This is a genomic window from Streptomyces barkulensis, assembly GCF_002843305.1.
Taxonomy (GTDB): domain Bacteria; phylum Actinomycetota; class Actinomycetes; order Streptomycetales; family Streptomycetaceae; genus Streptomyces; species Streptomyces barkulensis.
The window spans coordinates 48516-65112 of record NZ_PGSG01000093.1 but is presented as its reverse complement, the minus strand read 5'-3'; the positions used below and the strand labels follow the sequence as shown (position 1 = coordinate 65112).

At 74.2% G+C, this 16597-nt stretch carries 12 protein-coding genes and 1 tRNA gene; 9 read left to right on the top strand and 4 right to left on the bottom strand.

Annotated features, from left to right (window positions below):
• Positions 1 to 134: 134 nt before the first annotated feature.
• Positions 135 to 2735, bottom strand: coding sequence for an SCO7613 C-terminal domain-containing membrane protein (locus tag CUT83_RS19465; protein ID WP_241524810.1), 2601 nt, complete (start codon positions 2733 to 2735; stop codon positions 135 to 137).
• Positions 2736 to 2962: 227 nt separating this feature from the next.
• On the opposite strand from CUT83_RS19465, the gene CUT83_RS19460 reads away from it, so the two are divergent.
• A tRNA-Val gene (locus tag CUT83_RS19460) sits at positions 2963 to 3034 on the top strand.
• A 104-nt stretch (positions 3035 to 3138) separates the two neighbouring features.
• Here CUT83_RS19460 and CUT83_RS19455 read toward each other — a convergent pair.
• On the bottom strand, positions 3139 to 3864 hold the full coding sequence (locus CUT83_RS19455) for an exonuclease domain-containing protein (protein ID WP_101257148.1): 726 nt from the start codon (positions 3862 to 3864) through the stop codon (positions 3139 to 3141).
• 251 nt (positions 3865 to 4115) lie between these two features.
• Here CUT83_RS19455 and thrS point away from each other — a divergent pair, with 251 nt between their 5' ends.
• Together thrS and CUT83_RS19445 are read left to right on the top strand one after the other, a co-directional pair.
• A complete protein-coding gene (gene thrS / locus CUT83_RS19450) occupies positions 4116 to 6095 on the top strand; it encodes a threonine--tRNA ligase (RefSeq protein WP_101257147.1) in 1980 nt (659 codons plus the stop codon).
• 100 nt (positions 6096 to 6195) lie between these two features.
• Entirely contained in the window at positions 6196 to 6759 is a 564-nt protein-coding gene (locus tag CUT83_RS19445; protein WP_101257146.1) for an HIT family protein, read from the top strand.
• 44 nt (positions 6760 to 6803) lie between these two features.
• On the opposite strand, the gene CUT83_RS19440 is transcribed toward CUT83_RS19445, so the two are convergent.
• Together CUT83_RS19440 and CUT83_RS19435 are read right to left on the bottom strand one after the other, a co-directional pair.
• Complete coding sequence (locus CUT83_RS19440; protein ID WP_101257145.1) at positions 6804 to 8471, bottom strand: AbeC-like domain-containing protein; 1668 nt, start codon at positions 8469 to 8471, stop codon at positions 6804 to 6806.
• Between the two features lie 137 nt (positions 8472 to 8608).
• Positions 8609 to 10831, bottom strand: coding sequence for an elongation factor G-like protein EF-G2 (locus CUT83_RS19435; protein ID WP_101257144.1), 2223 nt, complete (start codon positions 10829 to 10831; stop codon positions 8609 to 8611).
• Between the two features lie 325 nt (positions 10832 to 11156).
• Between CUT83_RS19435 and pgsA the strand changes: the two genes are divergently transcribed.
• The 6 genes from pgsA to pdxT all read left to right on the top strand — a co-directional run bounded on the left by pgsA (position 11157) and on the right by pdxT (position 16540).
• A complete protein-coding gene (gene pgsA / locus CUT83_RS19430; protein ID WP_101257143.1) occupies positions 11157 to 11888 on the top strand; it encodes a phosphatidylinositol phosphate synthase in 732 nt (243 codons plus the stop codon).
• Positions 11885 to 12871 (top strand): phosphatidylinositol mannoside acyltransferase, encoded by a 987-nt coding sequence (locus tag CUT83_RS19425; protein WP_101257142.1) that lies wholly within the window; start codon positions 11885 to 11887, stop codon positions 12869 to 12871. The genes pgsA and CUT83_RS19425 overlap by 4 nt, the downstream gene beginning before the upstream one ends.
• Positions 12868 to 14040, top strand: coding sequence for a glycosyltransferase family 4 protein (locus CUT83_RS19420; protein ID WP_101257226.1), 1173 nt, complete (start codon positions 12868 to 12870; stop codon positions 14038 to 14040). The genes CUT83_RS19425 and CUT83_RS19420 overlap by 4 nt, the downstream gene beginning before the upstream one ends.
• 21 nt (positions 14041 to 14061) lie before the next feature.
• Complete coding sequence (locus CUT83_RS19415) at positions 14062 to 14622, top strand: LemA family protein (RefSeq protein ID WP_101257141.1); 561 nt, start codon at positions 14062 to 14064, stop codon at positions 14620 to 14622.
• A gap of 258 nt (positions 14623 to 14880) precedes the next feature.
• On the top strand, positions 14881 to 15810 hold the full coding sequence (gene pdxS / locus CUT83_RS19410; protein WP_093850808.1) for a pyridoxal 5'-phosphate synthase lyase subunit PdxS: 930 nt from the start codon (positions 14881 to 14883) through the stop codon (positions 15808 to 15810).
• Positions 15811 to 15946: 136 nt separating this feature from the next.
• Positions 15947 to 16540, top strand: coding sequence for a pyridoxal 5'-phosphate synthase glutaminase subunit PdxT (pdxT, locus tag CUT83_RS19405; protein WP_101257140.1), 594 nt, complete (start codon positions 15947 to 15949; stop codon positions 16538 to 16540).
• The last annotated feature ends 57 nt before the right edge of the window (positions 16541 to 16597 follow it).

The window sequence follows — 16597 nt, the reverse complement described above, 5'->3', positions numbered from 1 at the left end:
CGCGGCGGCACGGCCCCGGGCGTCTGGCCCTGGTCGGCTCCGCCCCCGGGGATGAGGCCGTACCGGACCGGGGCGGACGGTCCAGGCTCCCGTCCGCCCCTCCCGGCCTTCCGTGTCCCGGTACGGCGCGCCGGTCAGCGCATCCGGCCCACCGCGCGGCGCAGCCGCCGGGCCTCCCGCAGCCGCCGCTCGTAGGTCGCGCCGACGAGCAGGAGCAGCACGCCCGCGGCGGCCGGCGGCACCCAGCGGGGCAGGAGCCCGGCCACCTGGACGACATGGGGGGCCAGTTCGTGCACGGCGACCAGCGCGGCGGTGCACCCGCCCATCAGCAGCGGGGCCTTCAGCCGCGACCGTGCGCCCAGCACGGTCAGGACCAGCGCGGCGGCGCCCAGCAGCAGCGGGCGCGGCCAGTGCGCGTCCACCCAGACCGCCACCAGGCTCGGCACCAGCGTCGTCGCCAGCCCGGGACCGTACGCCGCCCAGGAGGAGACCTCCGGGCGGATCCGGTGCAGATGGCCGACGGCCAGCGCCGGGACGGTGACCGGCAGGGTGTACGCCTCCGGCGAGGTCACCTCCCAGCTCCCCAGCCGCACCCACCAGGCCAGCACCAGCAGCGCGCCCCCCGCGTACGCCGCGACCGGCCGGCGCTCCGCGCGCAGCGCCACGCCCCCCGCGGCCACCCCGCACAGGGCCAGGGCCAGGGAGAGCGCGACGGGCTCCGCGACCGTCAGCGCGACGGCCGCGGCGGCGACGGCGTACCCGGCGCACTCCACCGGCACCCCGGCCGGACGCACCCGCAGCCGGGCCGCCAGGGGCACCGTGGCGACCGCGACGCCCAGCACCGCGAACGCCGTCCGGTGCGGCGGTACGTCCAGGGCCAGGGGCACGGCGGCCGCGAACGCGCCCGACCACCCAACCGCCGCCACGGCCGCCACCGGACCCACCGCCGCGTCGGCACGCGCGACCACCGCGGCACCGGCGAAGGCGGCGGCCAGCGCGCCCAGGACGGCCACCGTCATCGCCGGTTCCGCCAGGGACCAGCCGCTCACCGCCACGGCCGCCACCACCACCGCCGCCGCCAGGGCGGTCACCGCAGACGCCCCGGCCGCGCCCGTCAGGGACGGGCCCACCGGGACCGCCAGCAGCAGCACCACCAGCGCCACCAGCAGCACCACGGCCACCCGGTACGGCAGGTCCAGCACCACCGGCAGCACGGCCGCCGCCGCGCCCGCCGCCACCAGCGAGCCCCCGCGGGCCCTCACACGCCATGCCCGCGGCACCCGCGCCCCCGCCCCCAGGCCCCGGCCCACCGCGGCCGACGCCGCCGCCAGCGTGCCCAGCACCACCGGCAGCGCCATCCCGTACGGCCAGCCCAGCCCCGGAGCGACCGCGGCCCGGGCGCCCCGCGGCGCACCGTCCCACACCCTGAACACCCAGCCCAACGGCCCCAGCACCAGCCGTGCCACGGCGGGCAGCGCCCACAGCGCCGCGCCGGCGCACACCGCGGCGGCCGCCAGCCGCAGCCCCGCCGCCACGGACCGTTCCCCCACCGGGACCGCACCCAGCGCCAGCGCGCACAGCAGGAAGCCCAACACCGGCCACCCCGGCTCCGGCAGCGCCCCCACCCTCCACAGCGCGCCGCCGCCGGCGACCAGCACGGCCAGTCCAGCCACCGCCGCCGGCACCACGGCCGCCGGCACCACGGCCGCCGGCACCACGGCGGCCGGTGCCACTGCCGCGGGGGCCGCCGTATCCGCGCGGCCGGCACCACGGGCGAGACGGCGGGCCGCGTACAGCAGCACCGCCGCGGCCGCCGCGAGCAGCGCCGCGGCGTGCGCCGACTCGGCCCACCCCGCCGCCGTCAGGGCCAGCACGGCGGAGGTCAGCAGCCCCGGAGCCCCCAGCGCACAGCCCGCGGCGAGCGCCGTCACCACCACCGCCCGCCGTCCGCGCCCGGCGCGCCGCCCGGCACACCACAGCGCCACCGCCGCGTCGCCGGCCGCCGTGGCCAGCAGCGCCCAGGAGAGCGCGTACGGGCCGCCGTCCGCGCTCAGAACCCACAGCGGCAGCGGGAGTTGGGCCAGGCACAGGGCGACGGGCAGCGGGCCGCGCAGCCGCGGCAGCGCCGCCCCGTACCCCGCCCAGAGCGCGGCGGTCACCGCCGCCGCCACCGCCGCGTAGCCGACGCCGCCGGCCTCCGGCAGCGCCACCCGGTGCAGCGCGTAGGCGTCGAGCAGCAGCAGGACCAGTCCCAGCGACGCCACCGCCTCGGCCGTCGCGGTCAGTTTGCGGCGGAGCAGTGCCACGGGCACGCCGAGCGCCAGCAGCGTCAGCGCGCCCAGTACCGCGGAGCGCCCTCCGATGCCCAGCCGGCCCCAGCTCACCAGCGTGAAGGCGGTCACCGCGACCGCCAGCAGCGCCCCGCCGAGGGCCAGCAGCACGTTCCGCGCGGCCGGCGGGGCGACCGGGGGGAACGGGGGGACCGGAGCGGCGTCCGCCCGGCCGCGGCCCCCGGGACCGGAAGCGCGCAGCCCGGCCAGCAACTCCTGGCGCGTGGCGAGCAGTCCGGTGCGCCGGGCCTCCAGCCGCCACAGCTCCGCGTCGATCTCCAGCACCCGCTGCGGCACCGGACCGGTGAGCGGCAGCGCGCACCGTGGGCAGACGGCCCCCGGAGCGCCGGGGGCGAGCGGCAGGGAACAGCCGGGGCAGTAGGCGGGCGGCGGGAGGTTCGGCATGAGCGGAGTGTGACGCGTGCGAGGGCGGGCGGGCATGCGCGGTGGTACTCAGGGCCGTATGAGTACCACCGGGCCCGGTGTGGGGGGAGGGGGATGCGGTGGGCCGGGCAGTACCCCCGGTGGTGGCCGCGGGTGCGCGAGGCCGTCCGGTGGGAGGGAGCCGGAAGGAGTTTGGATGAACACCCGCGATCCCTGTATGGTTCTCGTCGTGCCGCAGGGCACCGCAGGGGCGATTAGCTCAGTGGGAGAGCGCTTCGTTCACACCGAAGAGGTCACTGGTTCGAACCCAGTATCGCCCACCGCCCGGGAGGCCGGTTCCGTCCGACAGAACCGGCCTCCCGCGTTTCGCGCCCGTGTTCCCGGCCGCCTTCCCGAAGCGATCCGGAACAGCCCCGGGCCGTTCTCAGACCGCGGCCGGGATCTCCGTCCGCAGCGGCCACGCCGGATCGACCGTCTCGTCGGATCCGTTGCGGGCGAACCACGCCTGCAGCCCGCGTGCCTGGGCCGCGTGCCAGACCGACTGCAGGGTGTGCAGCTCGGCCGGCGACAACGAGGACAGCCGCCGCGCGTGGCGTCGCCCCACCTCCCGTACGACCTCGAGCGCCGCCGCGGCGTCGGCGGCCGCGTCATGGGCCTCGGCCAGTTCCACGCCGTAGTGCTCGCACAGCGCGGCCAGGGTGCGGCGGCCCTTGCGGTAGCGGTCCAGATGCTTGTCCAGCACCCGCGGGTCCAGCACGCACAGCGCGGGGGAGGCGACGGCATCGGTCAGCGAGGTGCCGTGATGCCGCCGCAGCTCCCGGTCCAGCAGCGTCAGATCGAACGGCGCGTTCATCACCACCAGCGGCAGCCCCCCGGACGCGCGCTCCGCCAGGGCCCGCACGATCTCCCCGACCGCGTCCGCCGGGCGGCGGCCGTGCTCGCGCAGATGCTCCCCGGTCAGGCCGTGCACCGCCGCCGCCCCCTCGGGCACCGGCACCCCCGGGTCCACCAGCCAGCGCACGGCGCGCACCTCGGCCCCCGGCGCGTCCTGCACCACCAGCGCGGCCGAGACGATCCGGTCCCGCTCCGGGTCCACCCCCGTGGTCTCGGTGTCGAATGCGGCGAGCGGTCCCTCGTACCACACCGTCATGTTCTGCTTCCCCTCCGTGTCGAGACCGGGACCGTCCCGGCGGGCGGGCGCACACGGCGGCGCGTACGCCCGTCGCCCGTCTTGATACCTCACCCCGCTCGCGGCCAACCCCGGCGTCCCTGGACCGTGCCGTAACCGTTTCGCGGCGGGGGCGTCCGGCTCGGTACGATTCACGTTGCGCGGCGATCGTCCGCGCCTCGGGCCGATCCCGAGACGGGGAGACCCGAGACGACAGCAGTCAGGAGAGACCGGTGACGGACGTCCGTGTGATCATCCAACGCGATTCCGAGCGGGAAGAACGCGTGGTGACCACGGGCACCACGGCCGCCGATCTCTTCGCCGGCGACCGCTCGGTCGTCGCCGCCCGCGTCGGCGGGCAGCTGAAGGACCTGGCGTACGCCGTCGCCGACGGCGACGAGGTCGAGCCCGTGGGGATCTCCTCCGAGGACGGGCTGAACATCCTGCGGCACTCCACCGCGCACGTCATGGCCCAGGCCGTGCAGGACCTCTTCCCCGAGGCCAAGCTCGGCATCGGCCCGCCGGTCAAGGACGGCTTCTACTACGACTTCGACGTCGCCGAGCCGTTCACCCCGGACGACCTCAAGCGCATCGAGAAGCGGATGCAGGAGATCGTCAAGCGCGGCCAGCGCTTCTCCCGCCGCGTGACCGACGACGAGGCGGCCCGCGAGGAACTGGCCGGCGAGCCGTACAAGCTGGAGCTGATCGGGCTCAAGGGCAACGCGGCCGAGGCCGCCGAGGGCGCGTCGGCCGAGGTCGGCGCCGGTGAGCTGACCATCTACGACAACCTCGACGCCAAGACCGGCGAGCTGTGCTGGAAGGACCTGTGCCGCGGTCCGCACCTGCCCACCACCCGCACCATCCCGGCGTTCAGGCTGATGCGGTCGGCCGCCGCGTACTGGCGGGGCAGCGAGAAGAACCCGCAGCTCCAGCGGATCTACGGCACCGCCTGGCCGTCGAAGGACGAGCTGAAGGCGTACCTGGAGTTCCTGGCCGAGGCCGAGAAGCGCGACCACCGCAGGCTCGGCGCGGAGCTGGACCTGTTCTCCATTCCGGAGGAGATCGGCTCCGGTCTGGCGGTCTTCCATCCCAGGGGCGGCATCGTCCGCCGCACCATGGAGGACTACTCGCGCAGGCGGCACGAGGAGGCGGGCTACGAGTTCGTCTACACCCCGCACGCCACCAAGGGGAAGCTGTTCGAGAAGTCGGGCCACCTGGACTGGTACGCCGACGGCATGTACCCGCCCATGCAGCTCGACGAGGGCGTGGACTACTACCTCAAGCCCATGAACTGCCCCATGCACAATCTGATCTTCGACGCGCGGGGGCGCTCCTACCGCGAACTGCCGCTGCGGCTGTTCGAGTTCGGCACCGTGTACCGCTACGAGAAGTCGGGCGTCGTCCACGGCCTGACCCGGGCGCGGGGCTTCACCCAGGACGACGCGCACATCTACTGCACCAGGGAGCAGATGGCGGACGAGCTCGACTCGCTGCTGACCTTCGTGCTGAACCTGCTGCGCGACTACGGCCTGGAGGACTTCTACCTGGAGCTGTCCACCAAGGACCCGGAGAAGTTCGTCGGGACGGACGAGAACTGGGAGGAGGCCACCGAGATCCTGCGCCGGGCCGCCGGGAAGCAGGGCCTGGATCTGGTCATGGACCCGGGCGGCGCCGCCTTCTACGGGCCGAAGATCTCGGTGCAGGCACGTGACGCCATCGGCCGGACCTGGCAGATGTCGACCATCCAGGTCGACTTCAACCTCCCCGAGCTCTTCGACCTGGAGTACACCGCCCCCGACGGCTCCCGGCAGCGGCCGGTGATGATCCACCGCGCGCTGTTCGGCTCCATCGAGCGGTTCTTCGCCGTGCTGCTGGAGCACTACGCGGGCGCCTTCCCGGCCTGGCTGGCCCCGGTCCAGGCGGTCGGCATCCCGATCGGCGACACCCATGTGCCCTACCTGGAGGAGTTCGCGGCCCGGGCGAAGGCGAAGGGGCTGCGGGTGGAGGTGGACTCCTCCTCGGACCGGATGCAGAAGAAGATCAGGAACGCGCAGAAGAGCAAGGTGCCGTTCATGGTCATCGCCGGTGACGACGACATGGCGGCGGGCGCGGTCAGCTTCCGCTACCGCGACGGCTCGCAGAAGAACGGAGTGCCGGTCGACGAGGCGATCGCGGAGATCGCCAAGGCCGTCGAGGACCGCGTCCAGGTCTGAGCACCGCACGCAGGGCGTGCCTGTGGGGCGCCGCCGCCCCGCAGGCACGCCCTGTGTCGTCATCCGGCCCCACCGGCCCGCCGCGGACCGGTGAAGTCCTATGCTGGCCCGCATGAGCAGCGAGCCGGAGCAGCAGATCGGAGTGGGGTCGCCGGACGCCTTCCAGCGCCTGTGGACGCCCCACCGGATGGCCTACATCCAGGGGGAGAACAAGCCGAGCGGCCCGGGCGCCGGTGACGGCTGCCCGTTCTGCACGATCCCGGCCAAGTCCGACGAGGACGGGCTGGTGATCGCCCGCGGCGAGCTGGTGTACGCGGTGCTCAACCTCTATCCGTACAACGGCGGCCATCTGATGGTGGTGCCCTTCCGGCACGTCGCCGACTACACCGACCTCACCGATCAGGAGACGGTGGAACTGGGCGACTACACCAAGCGGGCCATGAAGGCGCTGCGCGCGGCCTCCGGGGCGCAGGGGTTCAACATCGGCATGAACCAGGGCGAGGTCGCGGGCGCCGGGATCGCCGCCCACCTCCACCAGCACATCGTGCCGCGCTGGGGAGGCGACACCAACTTCATGCCGGTGGTGGGCCACACCAAGGTGCTGCCGCAGCTGCTGGCCGACACCCGGCGCATGCTGGCCGGGAAGTGGCCCGCCGGGGCCTGAGCCCGGGCCGCCGCCCGCGCCCCTCGGGGGCGCGGGCGGGTCGATCAGGCGTTGTACACGTCCGCGTTGCCCGGCTCGGCCGACTGCACCTGGCCGCTGAGGTTCAGGGAACGGGCGTTGAACTTCTCGATGTCCACGTTGTTCTCCTTGAGCACCTTCAGGGCCGCCGCGTGCACCACCCGCAGCACCGGGGTGGCCGCGCGCAGGGCGTCGTCGGCCATGAAGCGGTGACGCCAGGGCTTGTCGGCCCACACGTGCCGCAGCCCGAAGGGCTCGGGAAGGCTCAGCTTGCCGCCCAGGAAGTCCAGCACCGGCGGGAACCACGTCAGCGGGGCGCGCACCGCCAGCCGCACCACCTCGCCGGGTTGGATCAGCGGCAGTTCGATGTCCTTGGTCTCCCAGAAGCGGACGGTCTTGGAGACGGTCTTCTTCCTCGGCGACGGCTTGGAGAAGAACACCGAGCTGACCGGGCCGAGCGCGTGGCCGGTGACCTCGATGCGCAGGGTGTGGTGCAGCACGGTGACGCTGATCAGCAGGTTGAGCACGAGCTGGCCGTCCCACAGCACGAACTGGACGCCGAGGTAGTGGCGGTTGCCGCTGTCGAACTGCTGCTCGTTGCAGATCCGCTGGACCTCGAACTCCTTGACGCTGTACGCCTCGACGTTCTGGCCGTCGGGCCGGGAGACCTCCGAGGCGCCCTCCCCGACATGGACGACCACCCAGTGCCGGACGGAGGGCTTGGGGAAACCGCCGGTGTGCAGCGGGGTGCGCTCCAGCATCCGCAGCTGGTCGTGGATCGCGCGCGCCACGTCCCAGCTGCGGAAGGGGTTGATCTCGGTGCCGGGGGAGGCCGGTACCAGCTCCTCGGCCAGCTGCCAGCTGCCCCAGCGCGGGCCCATGCCGAGTATTCCCTTGGGGCCGGCGTAGAAGACCACGTTGCTGCGCTGCTCGGCCGCCAGCTTGGCCAGATTCAGCCTGATGCTCTCCGCGCCGGCGTCGCCGGGGGCGTGCGGCACCGCCTCGGGGATCTTGGCGCCGACGCCGCCGCCCGACAGCAGGCCCTCCCAGCGGGAGCGCAGGTCCTTGGCGTAGCGCTCGCAGATCTGCTTGGCCAGCAGCCAGCCCACGACCGGGGCGACCAGCATCACACGCAGGTAGATCGCCCAGAAACCGGTGAACGGCAGCCTCAGCACGAAGACCGCCGCCAGCACGCCGAGCGCCACGAGCACACCCATGCCCAGCGCCCCGGCCCGGCGGTCCTGCGAGCCCGCCAGCGTCCGGCGCAGCTGGAAGCCCCCGAGCCAGAGCAGGACACCGGGCAGGAAGAGCACCCCGAAGAGCACCATCACCGCCGTCAGCCGGGCGTCGCGCTCCCGGCGGATGCGGTTGGCCGCCAGGCAGTGCTCGACCACGACCTGAGGCTCGCAGCCGAAGGACTGGATCATCGCCTTGCGCGCACCGCCGAGCATCCGCGACTGGACCGCGCGGGAGAACGCCTCGCCCAGATTCGGCTCGAACAGCGAGAAGCGGGGCGCGGAGACCTTGGCGCCCTCGTTCGCCGCGAGCAGGTCCGTCACCGGGCCGTCGCGGTAGGCGGCCGAGGCCAGCGCCTGGGTGGGGGCGGTCTGCCCGCCGCCCGCGCCGGTCAACGGGACCTGCGCGCCGGGACTGAAGTCGTACGCGCCGCCCTCGACGTCATCGAAGCCCGCCAATGGTGCCCCCACTCCGCTCGCGCCGTCCGACGTCAGGCTCGTACCGACCGTTCCCAACCACGGCCCGCCGCACACCTGTTGGTGCCCGCCCGTGCCGCGCCCGACGCCGCAGCGCTCAGCGTACCGTCACCGGGGGGTCACGCCACGCGGCTTTCGGCCTGCCCGCGGATCCGCTCCGCGACCTGCCGCGGCACCGGTTCGTGCCGGAGGAAGGAGCGGGAGAAGCGGCCCGTGCCGTGCGAGAGGGAGCGCAGATCCACCGCGTAGCGGCCGATCTCCGACTGGGGGACCTCCGCGCGCACCAGGGTGCTGCCGCCGGGGACCTGTTCGGTGCCCACCACCCGGCCGCGCCGCCCCGACAGATCGCTCATCACCGCGCCCACGTACTCGTCGGCGACCGTCACCCGCACCTCGTCGACCGGCTCCAGCAGGTGGATCCGCGCGCCGGCGGCGGCCTCGCGCAGGGCCAGGGCGCCCGCCGTCTGGAAGGCGGCGTCGGAGGAGTCCACCGAGTGCGCCTTGCCGTCGACGAGGGTGACGCGCACGTCCACCAGCGGGTGACCGGTGGCCACCCCGCGCGCGGCCTGGGCCCGCACGCCCTTCTCCACCGAAGGGATGAACTGACGCGGCACCGCGCCTCCCACCACCTCGTCGGCGAACTCGATGCCCGAGCCGGCCGGCAGCGGCTCCACGGTGATCTCGCAGACGGCGTACTGGCCGTGGCCGCCGGACTGCTTGACGTGCCGGCCGCGCGCGGCGGCCCGTTCGGCGAAGGTCTCGCGCAGAGCCACCCGGTGGGGCACGGCGTCGACCCGTACGCCGTAGCGGGTGCGCAGCCGCTCCAGGGCCACGTCCCGGTGGGCCTCGCCCATGCACCACAGCACCAGCTGACGGGTGTCGGGGTTCTGCTCCAGGCGCAGGGTGGGATCCTCGGCGGTCAGCCGGGCCAGCCCCTGGGAGAGCCTGTCCTCGTCGCTCCTGGCGTGCGCCTCGACGGCCACCGGCAGCAGCGGGTCGGGCATCACCCACGGCTCCATCACCAGCGGGTCGCCCCTGTCCGACAGGGTGTCGCCGGTCTCGGCGCGGGAGAGTTTGGCGACACAGGCCAGATCGCCCGCCACGGCCTTCGGCAGATGCCGCTGCTGCCCGCCGAAGGGGCTGGTCAGGGCGCCGACGCGCTCGTCCGCGTCATGGGGCTGCCCGGTGGGGGCGCCCTCGCGGTCGGTCAGGCCGTGGCCGCACACGTGCACGGGGGCGTCCGGGCGCAGGGTGCCGGAGAAGACCCGCACCAGGGACATCCGCCCGACATAGGGGTCGGAGGAGGTCCTGATCACCTCGGCGGCCAGCGGACCCTCGGGGTCGCACTCCAGCGGGGGCCGGGGCCGGCCGTCGGGGGCGGTGACCGGGGGGACCTCGCGTTCCTCAGGGGTGGGGAAGCCGCGGGTGACCAGCTCCAGCAGCTCCACCGTGCCCAGGCCCTGCCGGGCCCCCTCCGCGGCGGGGGCCGCGGCCAGGACGGGGTGGAACACACCGCGGGCGACGGCCTTCTCCAGGTCCCGCACCAGCGTCTCCACCTCGACGTCCGCGCCACCGAGGTAGCGGTCCATCAGAGTCTCGTCCTCGCTCTCGGCGATGATGCCCTCGATCAGCCGGGCCCGGGCGCCGGCGATCAGCGGAAGGTGCTCGGGATCCGGGTCGCGCTCGGCCCGCTCGCCGCCGGAGTAGTCGCGGATCCCTTGCGACAGCAGCCCGATCAGCCCGGCGACCGGCGCGTGCCCGTCGGACCGCCCTTCCGGCGGATCCCCGTGCAGGGGCAGGTACAGCGGGAGCACGGCGTCGGGGTCGTCGCCGCCGAAGACCCGCCGGCAGATGTCGGTCATCTCCCCGAAGTCGGCGCGCGACGCCTCCAGATGGGTGACGACGATGGCGCGCGGCATCCCGACCGCGGCGCACTCCTCCCACACCAGCCGGGTCGACCCGTCCACGCCGTCGGCGGCCGAGACGACGAAGAGGGCCGCGTCCGCCGCCCGCAGACCGGCCCGCAGTTCCCCGGTGAAGTCGGCGTAGCCGGGGGTGTCCAGGAGGTTGACCTTGACGCCGTCCCACTCCACGGGGACCAGGGAGAGCTGGACCGAGCGCTGCTGCCGGTGCTCGATCCCGTCGTGGTCGGAGACGGTGGTGCCGTCCTCGACCCGGCCCGCCCGGAGCAGCGCGCCCGAGGTCTGGGCGAGCGCCTCGACCAGTGTCGTCTTCCCCGCGCCGCTGTGGCCGACCAGCACCACGTTCCGTATGGAGCCGGGCCGGTCGGCCACCGGCGCCCTTCCCGCGGCCCCAGTGCGCGTACTCGTCCTGTCGCCCATGTCCTCCGCCTCCCGGTCCGCGCGGCTGGGTCGGATGGTGGTGTGCCGGATCGCACCACAGGTGCTCCTTCGAGCTTTCCACCGCTACCGGAGTCCGTCCATACGTGGCATTAACCGCCACCAGGAGCACTCGGGAGAAGGGAATCTTCAGTGACGAAACCTGCCCATGGGGAAGAAAGCGGACTCTTCGCCCGTCCTCGCCCACCCTCGCGCGGCCGCGGTCGCGGGCGCCGTGACGCACCGGCGGTGCTCGGGGGGCGGCTGGCTACGATGGGCGCGCCGACGGCCCCCCGGCCGCCGGCCCACCTCGACCTCCGGGAAGGCCATGCTGAACAAGTACGCGCGTGCGTTCTTCACGCGTGTTCTCACACCGTTCGCCGCTCTGCTCCTCCGGCTGGGGGTCAGCCCCGACACGGTCACGCTCATCGGCACCGGTGGAGTCATGGCGGGGGCGCTGGCCTTCTTCCCCCGCGGCGAGTTCTTCTGGGGCACCGTCGTCATCACCCTGTTCGTCTTCTCCGACCTGGTCGACGGCACCATGGCGCGGCAGTCGGGCCGCTCCAGCCGCTGGGGCGCCTTTCTCGACTCCACCCTCGACCGCGTCGCCGACGCGGCCGTCTTCGGCGGCATCGCGCTGTGGTACGCGGGCGGGGGCGGCGACCCGGTGCTGTGCGCGGTGGCCATCTTCTGCCTGGCCAGTGGCCAGGTCGTGTCGTACACCAAGGCGCGCGGCGAGAGCATCGGCCTGCCGGTGAACGTCAACGGCCTGGTCGAGCGCGCCGAGCGGCTGGTGATCACCCTGGTGTGCGCCGGGCTCGCCGGATTCGAGACCACCTTCGGCGTCCCCTACATCGGGATCCTGCTGCCCGTCGCCCTGTGGGCGGTGGCCGTGGGCAGCCTGGTGACGATCCTGCAGCGGATGGTGACGGTCCGGCGGGAGGCCGCCGAGGCCGACGCCGGCCGGGCCGGGGGAGGCGCCGCCTCCGCCGGGGGGAAGGCCACGGGGCCGGGACGCGACGGGGCCGCCGCGACCGAGCAGGGAGGCGGCAGCTCATGAGGGAGCGGATGACCGACGCCCTGTACGGGCTGGGCTGGGGCGCGGTCAAGCGCCTCCCCGAACCCGCGGCCGCGGTCCTGGGCCGCACCATCGCCGACGCCGCCTGGCGACGCCGGGGCCAGGGGGTGCTGCGCCTGGAGGCCAACTACGCCCGGGTGGTCCCCGGCGCGGGCCCCGAGCGGCTGGCCGAGCTGTCCCGCGCGGGCATGCGCTCGTACCTGCGCTACTGGATGGAGTCCTTCCGGCTGCCGGTGTGGGACGCGGCGCGCATCCGCGACGGAGTCGAGGTCACCGACCTGCACCGGCTCACCGACACGCTCGGCTCCGGCCGCGGTGTGATCCTGGCGCTGCCGCACATGGGCAACTGGGACCTGGCCGGCGCCTACCTCACCACCGGCCTGGGCATCCCGTTCACCACCGTCGCCGAGCGCCTCAGGCCCGAGACCCTGTACGACCGCTTCGTCGCCTACCGCGAGGGCCTGGGCATGGAGGTGCTGCCGCACACCGGCGGCGCGGCCTTCGGCACCCTGGCCCGGCGGCTGCGCGCGGGCGGGCTGGTGGCACTGGTGGCCGACCGGGACCTGTCCTCCTCCGGCGTCGAGGTCGACTTCTTCGGGGAGCCTGCCCGGATGCCCGCCGGTCCCGCCATGCTGGCGATGCAGACCGGGGCCGTACTGCTGCCGGCGTACCTGTGGTTCGACGAGACGCCCGTGATGAAGGGGCGCGTCCTGCCGCCGGTCCAGGCGCCCGCCGAAGGCACCCGCAGGGAGAAGGCCGCCGCCATGACCCAGGCGGTGGCGGACGGCTTCGCGGCGGGCATCGCCGAGCACCCCGAGGACTGGCACATGCTGCAGAGACTGTGGTCGGCGGACATCGCACCGCCGACCGGGACGGAGACCGGAGCCGGGACGGAGACCGGAGCCGGGACGGAACCGGGGCCGGCCGGCCCCGGCCCGGCCGGCGGGGAGGCGGGGAAGCGGTGAGGATCGGCATCGTCTGCCCCTACTCCTGGGACGTCCCCGGCGGCGTCCAGTTCCACATCCGGGACCTGGCCCAGCACCTCACCGGTCTCGGGCACGAGGTGTCCGTCCTCGCCCCGGCCGAGGAGGAGACCCCCCTGCCGCCGTACGTCGTGCCGGCCGGGCGGGCCGTCCCCGTCCCGTACAACGGCTCGGTCGCCCGGCTGAACTTCGGCTTCCTGTCGGCTGCGAGGGTGCGCCGCTGGGTGCACGAGGGCGCCTTCGACGTGCTGCACATCCACGAGCCCGCCACGCCCTCGCTCTCCCTGCTCGCCTGCTGGGCGGCGCAGGGGCCGATCGTGGCCACCTTCCACACCTCCAACCCGCGCTCGCGGGCGATGATCGCCGCCTATCCGATCCTGCAGCCCGCGCTGGAGAAGATCAGCGCGCGGATCGCGGTCAGCGAGTACGCCCGCCGCACCCTGGTCGAGCACCTGGGCGGGGACGCGGTCGTCATCCCCAACGGCGTGGACGTGGGTTTCTTCGCGGACGCCGAGCCCAAGGCCGAGTGGCAGGGCCGCGACGGCGGGAACACCATCGGCTTCATCGGGCGCATCGACGAGCCCCGCAAAGGCCTGCCGGTGCTGATGAGAGCGCTGCCGCGCATCCTCGCCGAGCGCCCCGGCACCCGCCTGCTGGTGGCCGGGCGCGGTGACGAGGAGGAGGCCGTCGCCGACCTGCCGCGCGAGCTGCGCGACCGCGTGGAGTTCCTGGGCATGGTCAGCGACGAGGACAAGGCACGGCTGCTGCGCAGCGTGGACCTGTACATCGCCCCCAACACCGGCGGTGAGTCATTCGGCATCATCCTGGTGGAGGCGATGTCGGCCGGGGCCCCGGTGCTCGCCAGCGATCTGGACGCCTTCGCCCAGGTGCTCGACGGGGGAGAGGCCGGCGAGCTGTACGCCAACGAGGACGCCGGCGCGCTGGCCGCCGCCGCGGTGCGCCTGCTGGGCGACCCGCGCCGCCGCGCGGCGCTGCGCGAGCGCGGCGGCCGCCACGTACGCCGCTTCGACTGGTCCACCGTCGGAGCGGACGTCCTGTCCGTCTACGAGACCGTCACCGACGGCGCCGCCTCGGTCGCGCCGGACGAGCGGGTGGGGCTGCGGGCCCGGCTGGGCCTGGCCCGCGACTGAACCGAGGGGAACCTTCCGACCGTGACCACCACGATCGTCTGGATCGCGGCGGCGCTGCTGCTCGTCGCCGTCTACCTGAGCTGGACCGCCGGACGCCTGGACCGGCTGCACGCCCGGATCGACGCGGCCCGCGCCGCCCTGGACGCGCAGCTGCTGCGGCGTGCCTCCGTTGCGCAGGAACTGGCCACCGCGGGGGTGCTGGATCCGGCCGCCTCCATCGTCCTGTACCAGGCCGCCCACGACGCCCGGCAGGCCGAGGAGGAGCAGCGGGAGGTCGCCGAGAGCGAGCTCAGCCAGGCCCTGCGCGCGGTGTTCGCCGAGGGCGCGCAACTGGAGGCGGTACGGGCGGCGCCCGGGGGCGAGGCGACCGCCGAGGAACTGGCCGCCTCGGTGCGCCGGGTGCCGATGGCGCGGCGTTTCCACAACGACGCGGTGCGGGCCGCCCGCGCACTGCGCCGCCATCGCAAGGTGCGCTGGTTCCGGCTGGCCGGGCACGCCCCCTTTCCGCTGGCCTTCGAGATGGACGACGAGCCGCCGGCGGTTCTGGCGGACCGGACGGGCTCGCTGGGGGAAGGCCACTGACTTCCGATTGGCCCTTTCACGGGGGCCGGTTGTCCCGTTTCATCGGGTCCTGTAGCAGGGATCACCGTGAACTGGACCGGGCGGTGGGATCGCCGGGGAATCGAACTGGCCTACGATGGGTTCACCGTACGGCTGCCGCGCCCGTTCGCGCCGGCAGTCCGGGCCGTTCTCCGGCCGGTGCCGTCCGCCGCCGTTCACCGTCCCGGCCGGTCCCGGCCCGTCCTAGCCACTGTCACCGTCGCCGAGTGAGGTCACACCTTGTCCACCACGCCTTCCAGCACGCCCGAGACCGCCTCCGCACCGACCCCCGAGACCGGCACCGCGCGCGTCAAGCGCGGCATGGCCGAGCAGCTCAAGGGCGGTGTGATCATGGACGTGGTCACGCCGGAGCAGGCGAAGATCGCCGAGGACGCCGGCGCCGTCGCGGTCATGGCCCTGGAAAGGGTGCCCGCCGACATCCGCAAGGACGGCGGTGTGGCCCGCATGTCCGACCCGGACATGATCGAGGGGATCATCGACGCCGTCTCCATCCCGGTGATGGCCAAGTCCCGCATCGGCCACTTCGTCGAGGCCCAGGTGCTCCAGGCGCTCGGCGTGGACTACATCGACGAGTCCGAGGTCCTCACCCCGGCCGACGAGGTCAACCACAGCGACAAGTGGGCCTTCACCACGCCCTTCGTCTGCGGCGCCACCAACCTGGGCGAGGCCCTGCGCCGGATCGCCGAGGGCGCGGCCATGATCCGCTCCAAGGGCGAGGCCGGCACCGGCAACGTCGTCGAGGCCGTCCGCCACCTGCGCCAGATCAAGAACGAGATCGCCCGCCTGCGCGGCTACGACAACAACGAGCTGTACGCCGCCGCCAAGGAGCTGCGCGCCCCCTACGAGCTGGTCCGCGAGGTCGCCGAGCTGGGCAAGCTGCCGGTCGTGCTGTTCTCCGCCGGCGGTGTGGCCACCCCGGCCGACGCCGCGCTGATGCGCCAGCTCGGCGCCGAGGGCGTCTTCGTCGGCTCGGGCATCTTCAAGTCCGGCGACCCGGTCAAGCGCGCCGCCGCCATCGTGAAGGCCACCACCTTCTACGACGACCCCAAGGTCGTCGCGGACGCCTCCCGCGGCCTGGGAGAGGCCATGGTCGGCATCAACTGCGACACCCTGACCGAGGCCGAGAGGTTCGCCGGCCGCGGCTGGTGACCCGCGGGGCGCACCGCGCCCCCCCACAGCGCCCATCGCGCCGGGCGGCCCGCGGACCGCGGGCCGCCCCCGGCCGTCCCGCCCCGCCCGCCCGTGTCCCACGCCGTTTCCGTACGTCCCCGAAGAGGTGCGCCCCGTGACCACCCCCGCCATCGGAGTCCTCGCCCTCCAGGGCGACGTCCGCGAACACCTCGCCGCGCTGGAGGCGGCCGGCGCCGCGGCCCGTACCGTCCGCCGCCCCGAGGAGCTGGCCGGGGTCGACGGCCTGGTGATCCCCGGTGGCGAGTCCACCACCATCTCCAAGCTGGCCACCGCCTTCGGCCTGATGGAGCCGCTGCGCGAGCGGGTCCGCTCGGGCATGCCCGCCTACGGGTCCTGCGCGGGCATGATCATGCTCGCCGACAAGATCCTCGACCCCCGGTCCGGCCAGGAGACGGTCGGCGGGATCGACATGATCGTGCGCCGCAACGCCTTCGGGCGGCAGAACGAGTCGTTCGAGGCGTCCGTCGACGTCGCCGGGGTCGGGGGCGGACCGGTCGAGGGCGTCTTCATCCGCGCGCCCTGGGTGGAGTCCACCGGTGCGGACGTGGAGGTGCTGGCGGTCTTCGACGGCCACCCCGTCGCCGTGCGGCAGGGCTCCCTGCTGGCCACCGCCTTCCACCCCGAACTCACCGGGGACCACCGCGTGCACCGGCTCTTCACCGCGATGGTGCGCTCGGCAGCACGGTGATCCGCCGGTGTCACCGGCTGTAGTATCGGCCCGTTGATTCCCCTGTTGGCGACATGA

Bases quoted from the DNA above. Each gene is read 5' to 3' on its own strand.
- CUT83_RS19465 (WP_241524810.1), bottom strand. From the start codon at position 2,735: ATGCCGAACCTCCCGCCGCCCGCCTACTGCCCCGGCTGTTCCCTGCCG.
- CUT83_RS19455 (WP_101257148.1), bottom strand. From the start codon at position 3,864: ATGACGGTGTGGTACGAGGGACCGCTCGCCGCATTCGACACCGAGACC.
- CUT83_RS19445 (WP_101257146.1), top strand. From the start codon at position 6,196: ATGCTGGCCCGCATGAGCAGCGAGCCGGAGCAGCAGATCGGAGTGGGG.
- CUT83_RS19435 (WP_101257144.1), bottom strand. From the start codon at position 10,831: ATGGGCGACAGGACGAGTACGCGCACTGGGGCCGCGGGAAGGGCGCCG.
- pgsA (WP_101257143.1), top strand. From the start codon at position 11,157: ATGCTGAACAAGTACGCGCGTGCGTTCTTCACGCGTGTTCTCACACCG.
- CUT83_RS19425 (WP_101257142.1), top strand. From the start codon at position 11,885: ATGAGGGAGCGGATGACCGACGCCCTGTACGGGCTGGGCTGGGGCGCG.